Source organism: Pontiella sp., assembly GCF_041622395.1.
Taxonomy (GTDB): domain Bacteria; phylum Verrucomicrobiota; class Kiritimatiellia; order Kiritimatiellales; family Pontiellaceae; genus Pontiella.
In genome coordinates this window covers 1-7850 of the sequence record NZ_JBFJYW010000188.1, presented here as the reverse complement: position 1 = coordinate 7850, position 7850 = coordinate 1, and the positions used below count along the sequence as shown (strand labels likewise).

Sequence of the window (7850 nt, the reverse complement as noted above, 5' to 3'; positions counted from 1 at the left end):
TTTGCAAACTACAACGGCAAACCCTCCATCATGCTGGAAATCTACCGCGTCGGCGACCAGACCCCCTCCCAGGTCTCCGAGGCGGTCAACGAACTGCTGCCGCAAATCAAGGAACAGCTGCCCGAGGGCATCGGGATCGACATCCTGTCCGACCGGACCGAAGTCTTTTTCCAACGCGCCGACCTGCTGCTGCGCAATGGCGCCATGGGGCTGGCACTCGTATTGTTCGTGCTCGGCCTCTTCTTGGAAATCCGCCTGGCGATCTGGGTGGCCATGGGGATTCCGATCTCGTTTCTCGGGGCCATGCTGATCATGCCCTTGACGGGGCTCTCCATCAACATGATCACCATGTTTGCCTTCATCATCTCGCTCGGGATCGTGGTCGACGACGCGATCGTGGTTGGCGAAAACGTCTACCACAACCTGCAGGACGGACTCGAAGGCAGCAAAGCATCGATCCTGGGCGCGCGCCAGGTCTGTTCCCCGGTCGGCTTCAGTATCCTGACCAACATCGTTGCGTTCGTTCCGCTGATGGTCATGCCGGGCAGCATGGGCCGGATCATGGGCATGCTGCCGGTCGTGGTGATTTCGGTGTTCCTCATCTCCTGGGTAGAGAGCCTCTACATTCTGCCCTCGCACCTCAGCCACGTCCGCAAGAAAGAACCGACCGGCCTGTTTGGCCTGCTGCATCGCTTCCAGCAACGGTTCAGCCATGCGTTCCGCGAGTGGGTGCGCACCCAATACGGCCCGTTCCTCGACTTCTGCCTGTCCCACCGCTATGTCGTCATCTCCGCGGCCATGGCCATTCTGATGCTCGTCGGCGGCTATTGGGCCAGCGGGCGCATGGGCTTCTCGATGTTCACCACGGTGGAATCGGACTATGCGCAGGCCTCGGCCACCCTGCCGTTCGGCTCGCCGGTGGAAAAGACGGAAGCCGTGGCCGACAAGCTGGTCAAGGGCGCCCAGGAAGTGCTGGCCGAAACCGGACACCCGGAACTGGTCGAAGGCATCTTTGCCAACGTCGGTCGCAGCGGTGCGCACACCTGCCAGGTGCGCGTCTATCTGGCCGACCCCGAAGTCCGCGACAAGATCATGGGCACCGAAGCCTTCGTCCAGGCCTGGCGCAAAAAGGTCGGCGATCTGCCCGGCGTCCGCTTCGTGCGCTACGCCTCCGACGAGGGCGGCCCCGGCCGCGGCCCCGCGCTCGAAATCGAGTTGCGCCACCAGAATATCCGCACCCTCGAAAGTGCCGCGCGCACCCTCGCCGCCGAACTCGAGAACTATCCGCTCGTGCAGGATGTCGACGACGGCGTGCAGGAAGGCAAGACCCAGTTCGACTTCACCCTGAAGCCCGAGGCCATCAGCCTCGGCCTTTCGGCCAGCGATGTCGGCCGCCAGGTCCGCGCCGCCTTCGAGGGCACCGAGGTGCTGCGCCAGCAGCGCGGCCGAAACGAGGTGAAGGTCAAGGTGCGCCTGCCCAAGCAAGAGCGCACGAAAATGCACCGCTTCGAAAACTTTATCCTGCGCACGCCCGACGGCGGCGAGGTGATGCTGTCCGATGTGGTCGACATCGACGTCGGCAAGTCCTACACCACCATCAACCGCCGCAACGGCATGCGCACCATCACCGTCGTCGCCGACGTCCGCCCGAAATCCAAGGCCGGCGAGGTGATGGCCAAGCTCGACTCCGGGTATTTCCCCCAACTGGCCGGCCGGTTCCCGGGACTGGACTACAGCTATGAAGGCCGCACCGCCGACCAGCGCGAAAGCTTCGGCAGCATGAAGGTCACGATTCCGCTCGTCCTGCTCTGCATCTACGCCCTGCTGGCCATCCCGTTCCGCAGCTATTCCCAGCCGCTGATCGTGATGATCTCCATTCCGTTCGGGGTCATCGGCGCCGTGATCGGCCACCTGCTGCTGGGCTATTCCATGACCATGATCGGCATCATCGGCATGCTGGCGCTCTCGGGCGTCGTGGTGAACGATGCGCTGGTCTTGATCAGCTTCGCCAACGAGCGGCGCGCCGACCACGACAACGCGCACGACGCCGTCGTCTCCGCCGGCATCCAGCGCTTCCGCCCGATCCTGCTCACCACCCTGACCACCTTCGGGGGGCTGGCGCCGATGATGCTGGAGCAGTCGCGCCAGGCCAAGTTCCTGATTCCGATGGCGATCTCGCTCGGCTTCGGGATCCTCTTCGCCACCTTCATCGCCCTGCTGCTCGTGCCGTGCCTTTACATGGTGATCGACGACTGCGGCCGGCTGAAGCGCTGGATGCTCAACCATTAAAAGCCGAGATGATTGAGCCTGAGGCGTGATGCCCGCCTCACGCCTCACGCCTCACGTTTCACGCCTCACGTCCCATGAGTAAACTTCTGACAGGCAATGTGAAAACGCATCTGCTGCGCCTCACGTTGCCGAGCATCGGCGGCATGTTCGCCATCATGGTGTTCAACCTGACCGACACCTGGTTCGTGTCGCGGCTGGGCACCGACGAGCTGGCCGCGATGGGCTTCACCTTCGCGGTGGTGCTGATCATCGGCGCGCTGGCCATCGGCTTTTCCACCGGTTCGGCATCGATCATCTCACGCGCCATCGGCTCGGGCAACCGGGCGCTGGCGCGGCGGACCACCTCCGACGGGCTGGTGCTTACCATCGTCGGGACCTCCGTAATCAGTCTGCTGGGCTACTTCACCATCACGCCGCTGTTCACCCTGCTCGGCGCGTCCGGCCACGTGCTGGAACTGGTGCGCGAATACATGCAGATCTGGTTTCTCGGCGCCGTCTTCGCCATCCTGCCGCCCGTCTCCGACGGCTGCCTGCGCGCCGCCGGCGACATGGTGTTGCCGGTGATCGTCATGTGCGGCTGCGCGCTCATCAACGTCGTTCTCGATGCAATCCTGATTTTCGGCTGGGGCCCCTTCCCCGCCATGGGCATGGCCGGCGCGGCGCTCGCCACCGTCATTGCCCGCGGCGTGGGTGCCGCGGCTTCGCTGGCGTTGCTGCACTTCAAGCTGCATTTGATCGACTGGCAGATGCCGCACCTGCGCGCGTTGTTGCGCTCCTGGAAAGACATCGTTACGCTGGGAATCCCGGCGGCGTTCACCCAGGCGCTCAATCCGGTGGCGCAGGGGTTCTACATCCGGCTGGCCGCCGGCATCGGCGGCGTACAGGCGGTTGCGGCGATGGCCTCGGGAACGCGGATCGAATCGATTCTCTTTATTCTTTCAATGGCCTATTCCACGGCCATCACCCCGTTTGTCGGCCACAACTACGGCGCGAAAGCGCACGACCGCGTGCAGGAAACCCGCCGCATCAGCATCCGCTTTGCCGGGCTCTACGGCGGGCTGACCCTGTTGCTGCTGATCCCCACCGCCGGTCTGCTCTCCCGCATTTTCAGCGACGACCCCGTCGTGGTGCGGCTGAGCACCGTCTATCTGCTGATCGCGGCGGCCGGCCACATCGGCGTACACAGCAGCCAGTGGATGAGCCAACTGCTGAACGTGATCGGCAAGCCGCGCCCGGTGATGGTCATCACCCTGTGCCGCGTCTTTGGGTTCATCATGCCGCTGAGTCTGCTCGGCGGGCGGTTGTTCGGGTTCCCCGGGCTGGTGGCGGGCATCGCCCTCGGCAACCTGCTCGCCGGAGTCTTGGCTTATTATATCGCCCGGCCCCGGCTCGGGTGATACGGTTTCCTCGAGTAAAGAAACGGAAGGGAAAACCATGTATCTGCTTGAAGTCGATTCCGTGCGCCACCGGGTGCATGTTACGCTGGCCGGCACCTTCTGCGAGACCGATGCCCAGGCGCTGCTCGACGAATTGACCGAGCGGCTGGCGGAATTGAAAGCGGACTTCCACGTGCTGTGCGATTTGACCGCGCTGGAGGATTTCGAGAAAGCCGCACGGCCGCACTACCGCGCCGTGATGGAGCTGTGCAGCCACTCCGGCGCCCGCAAGGTGATCCGGATCATCCCGGACCCGCTGGACAACTTCGGCGTCACCATCATGTCGCACATCCACTACGACAGCACGATTCCGATCATCAACTGCAAGTCGATGAACGAGGCGCGGAAGCACTTTTAATTAAAGGCCGGTACCGATCATCTCCATAAAGCCTTGTGCGATGAACTCGACGCCGATGGCGGCGAGCACCAGCCCCATGATTCGCATCACGACATTCATGCCGGTGCGCCCCAGCAGCTTCGCGATGTAGGGGGCCGAAACCAGGCAGAGCCAGATGGAGACGGAGACGACCAGGATGCCGCCGCCAAGCACCAGATAGTGCGTCGCCGACGTGCCCTGATGGGAATAGACGATCACGGTGCTCATGGCGCCCGGCCCCGCCAGCAACGGGGTGCACAGCGGAACGATCGCGATGGAGGCTTTGTCGGCGGCATCCTCGGCCTCCTCCGTCGTCTGCTTGACGCGGCTGACTTTTGCGTGGACCATCGAAATGGCCATCAGCAGAATGATGATGCCGCCGGCGGCCTTGAACGAAGAGACGGTGATCCCGAAAAACCCGAGCAACGGGTCCCCGGCCAGGAGGATGACAATCATCACGCAGGCAAAAGCCAAACTGGTTCGGCGCGCCGTGCTTTTACGCTCCTGCCGGCTGTAGCCGGCCGTCAACGTGATGAAAACCGGGACGACCCCGAACGGATTCGTTACCGAAAACACCGCCGCCATGAATTTGAGATATTCCGTCCAATCGCTCACCGCAACCTCCGTCGAAATTGACCGAAAACAGTGTACACCCGGACCGGGACAAAAAAAGCCCATTCCGCCCGCCGGTCTGCGAAAAACTGCTTAAGTCATTGAAGCCAACGCCCTTCCTCGCTAGGATGCACCGCCTATTGCCAATGGGAAACGGAGCGTCGCGCGCGATGAAGAATACGATCTATATACCGCTGTTGATGGCCTTGTTTCTTGCGTTGGGCAAGACCGATGGCCAGACGTTGCGGTCCGCCGCGGAGCCCGACTATCCGCCGTTTTCCATCGTCGAACCCGACGGCCGCGCGAACGGGTTTTCCGTCGATCTGCTCAAAGCGGCCGGCGAGGCCATGGGATTGGACGTCGACTTCAAGACCGCGCCGTGGGCCCGGATCAAAGCCGAACTGGCCGACGGGCAGCTGGATGTTCTGCCGCTGGTGGGCCGCACCCCCGAGCGGGAACGCCTGTTTGATTTCTCCATCCCCTACCTGACGTTGCACGGCGCCCTGTTCGTGAGAGCGGATGAAACCGAAATCATGAGCCTGGCCGACCTTTCCGGCAAACGGATTGCGGTGATGGAGGCGGATAATGCCGAAGAATATGTCCTCCGCTCGAAGTTATCCGACCGCATCGTGAGCACGACCACCTTTGAAGGGGCCTTCGAGATGCTCGCGGCGGGCGAGGCCGATGCCGTGATTGCCCAAAAACTGATGGGGGTTGCCCTGCTTAAAGAGCTCGGCCTGACCGACATCAAGGTGGTTGGGCCGCCGAACCAGGAATTCAAACAGGACTTCTGCTTCGCCGTGAGGAAAGGAAACGCGACGTTGCTCGCCACGCTCAACGAGGGGCTGGCCGCCGTCATGGCCGACGGCACCCGGCGGCGCCTTCTCCACCAATGGATCGGCCCGGAAGCCCTGGATTCCGCGCGGGCACGGCGGCTCGTTTTCTGCGATGATTTCGACTTTCCGCCCTATTCGTTCATCGATGAAAACGGCCAACCCGCCGGCTTCAACATCGAATTGCTCCAGGCCATCGCACAGGAGACCGGACTCGACATCGCGTTTCGGCTGGACGCCTGGAGCGAAGTGCGGCGGCAAATGGAAGCCGGGGAAATCGACATCACCTGCATGCTCTACGAGCAGCAACGGACCGGCTGGGTTGATTATACGTTGCCGCACGCGACGATGTACTGGACGGTATTCGGCCGCAACGATTCGCCGCCCTACCGCTCCATCGAAGACCTCAAAGGAGTTCGGGTTTCGGTTCAGAGCGGCGATTCGCTGCAGGACTTTGCCCGGGAACAGGGGCTGGGAATGCCGCTATCCCCCACGCAGACCCTCGACGAGGCGCTGCGGCGCCTGGCCGAAGGGCGGGTGGATTTTGCGCTGGGCTATCACCAGCCGGGACTCCACTGCATCAACCGAAACGGCTGGGAACACCTGCGGGTTGCCGAGCCCCGACTGATCCGGAAAGATTATTGCCTGGTCGTTCAAAAAAACAACCCGGAGCTGCTAAACCTGCTCAACGACGGATTGATGCAACTCAAGGCCAACGGGGAATATCGCCGTATCTACAACAAATGGATGGGGCCGCTGAAATCCGCCATCGATTGGGCCTTGATCCGGCGCTATCTGTTGACGGGCGCGGCCGTTCTCTTGTTGCTGGCCGGCGGGACCGGCCTTTGGATTTTCTCGCTCCGCCAACAGGTTCGCAAAAAAACCGCGGCGCTGGGCAAAAGCGAGGAACGGTTCGAGATCGCGGTCGATGCCGCCAACATCGGCGTGTGGGACCGCGATCTGGTCGGCGGCCGGCTGATCTGGGACGAGCGCATGTATGCCATCTACGGCATCGGCGAAGGGGATTTCGGCGGGGATTTCGCGGCGTGGCAGGCCTGCGTCCACCCCGACGACCTGGAACGCGCCTCCGCCGAAGTGGCCGCCGCGGAAACTGGCGCAAAACCCTTCGATACGCTGTTCCGGATCATTCGGCCGGACGGCGAGGTCCGCCACGTGCGCGCCTGCGCCAAAGTGATCTATGGCCGCGATGGAACCCCGCTGCGCATGACCGGCACCAACCAGGACATCACCGAACAAATCGAAAACGAAGCCCGCTACAAAATGCTTTTCAGCAGCATGCAAAGCGGCGTGGCGATCTACCGCCCGGTGGAAAACAACCGGGATTTTGTTTTTGTCGACATGAATCCGGCCGGATTGAAATACTGCCGGATTCGCCGCGAGCAGCTTCTGGACCGCAACGTGACCGAGGTTTTCCCGGGAATCGAAAGCTCCGGGCTGCTGGCCGGACTTCGGCGCGTGGCGGAAACCGGCAACCCGGAAGAGTTGCCCTTGACGCACTATCAGGACGAGCGGATCGATCAATATGTCGAAAACCAGCTGTTCCAACTCGCATCCGGCCTCGTCGTGGCGGTGTTCAACGACATCACGGAGCGCAAGAAAGCCGAACTCAAGCTGCAGGAGAGCGAAGAGAAATTGCGCCACATCATCGAGCACAGCACCAATATGTTCTATGCACACACCCCCGACGGGATGCTGACCTACGTCAGCCCGCAGATCGAAGACATTCTCGGGTATGAGATCGAAGAGGTGCTGACCCGCTGGACCGAGCTGGCCACGGACCATCCGGCCAACGAGCAGGCCCGGTTTTTTACGCAAGAGGCCATTCGCACCGCAGAGGCCCAGCCGATCTACGAACTCCAGCTCAAACACAAGGCGGGTCATGTCGTCTGGGTCGAAGTGCATGAAGCCCCGGTGGTCGAAGACGGCGAAACGGTGGCGCTGGTCGGCTCGCTCACCGATATTACCGCACGCAAGGAGGCAGAAGACGCCCTGCGCGCCCGCAACCGGGAACTCGAACGGTTCAACAAGGCATCGGTCGGCCGCGAACTGCGCATGATCGAACTGAAGAAAGAGGTGAACGCCCTCTGCCTGAAAGCCGGCATGATGCAACCCTATCCGTTGCAAAGCACCGGAACCGCCGACGGAGGAATGCCCGATGCCACGATCTAAACAACTCCCGGGCGGCGAACGGCTGCCGACAACCCTTGCCATCAGCCTGGCCTATCTGCTGTACGGCGGGCTCTGGATTTTATTTTCCGATCGCATCGCGGCCAGCATGGCCAC

The 7850-nt window shown here is 62.3% G+C and carries 5 protein-coding genes; 4 read left to right on the top strand and 1 reads right to left on the bottom strand.

The window, feature by feature from the left end:
• The 3 genes from ABYO54_RS11280 to ABYO54_RS11270 all read left to right on the top strand — a co-directional run.
• A partial coding sequence (locus tag ABYO54_RS11280) for an efflux RND transporter permease subunit (protein WP_372808352.1) occupies positions 1–2289 on the top strand: 2289 nt, incomplete at its 5' end.
• A gap of 74 nt (positions 2290–2363) precedes the next feature.
• Positions 2364–3686 (top strand): MATE family efflux transporter, encoded by a 1323-nt coding sequence (locus tag ABYO54_RS11275; RefSeq protein WP_372808351.1) that lies wholly within the window; start codon positions 2364–2366, stop codon positions 3684–3686.
• A 37-nt stretch (positions 3687–3723) separates the two neighbouring features.
• A complete protein-coding gene (locus ABYO54_RS11270) occupies positions 3724–4083 on the top strand; it encodes a hypothetical protein (protein ID WP_372808350.1) in 360 nt (119 codons plus the stop codon).
• Here ABYO54_RS11270 and ABYO54_RS11265 read toward each other — a convergent pair whose 3' ends face one another.
• On the bottom strand, positions 4084–4716 hold the full coding sequence (locus ABYO54_RS11265) for a MarC family protein (RefSeq protein WP_372808349.1): 633 nt from the start codon (positions 4714–4716) through the stop codon (positions 4084–4086). It lies immediately after the preceding gene.
• A 167-nt stretch (positions 4717–4883) separates the two neighbouring features.
• Between ABYO54_RS11265 and ABYO54_RS11260 the strand changes: the two genes are divergently transcribed.
• A complete protein-coding gene (locus ABYO54_RS11260) occupies positions 4884–7736 on the top strand; it encodes a transporter substrate-binding domain-containing protein (protein ID WP_372808348.1) in 2853 nt (950 codons plus the stop codon).
• The last annotated feature ends 114 nt before the right edge of the window (positions 7737–7850 follow it).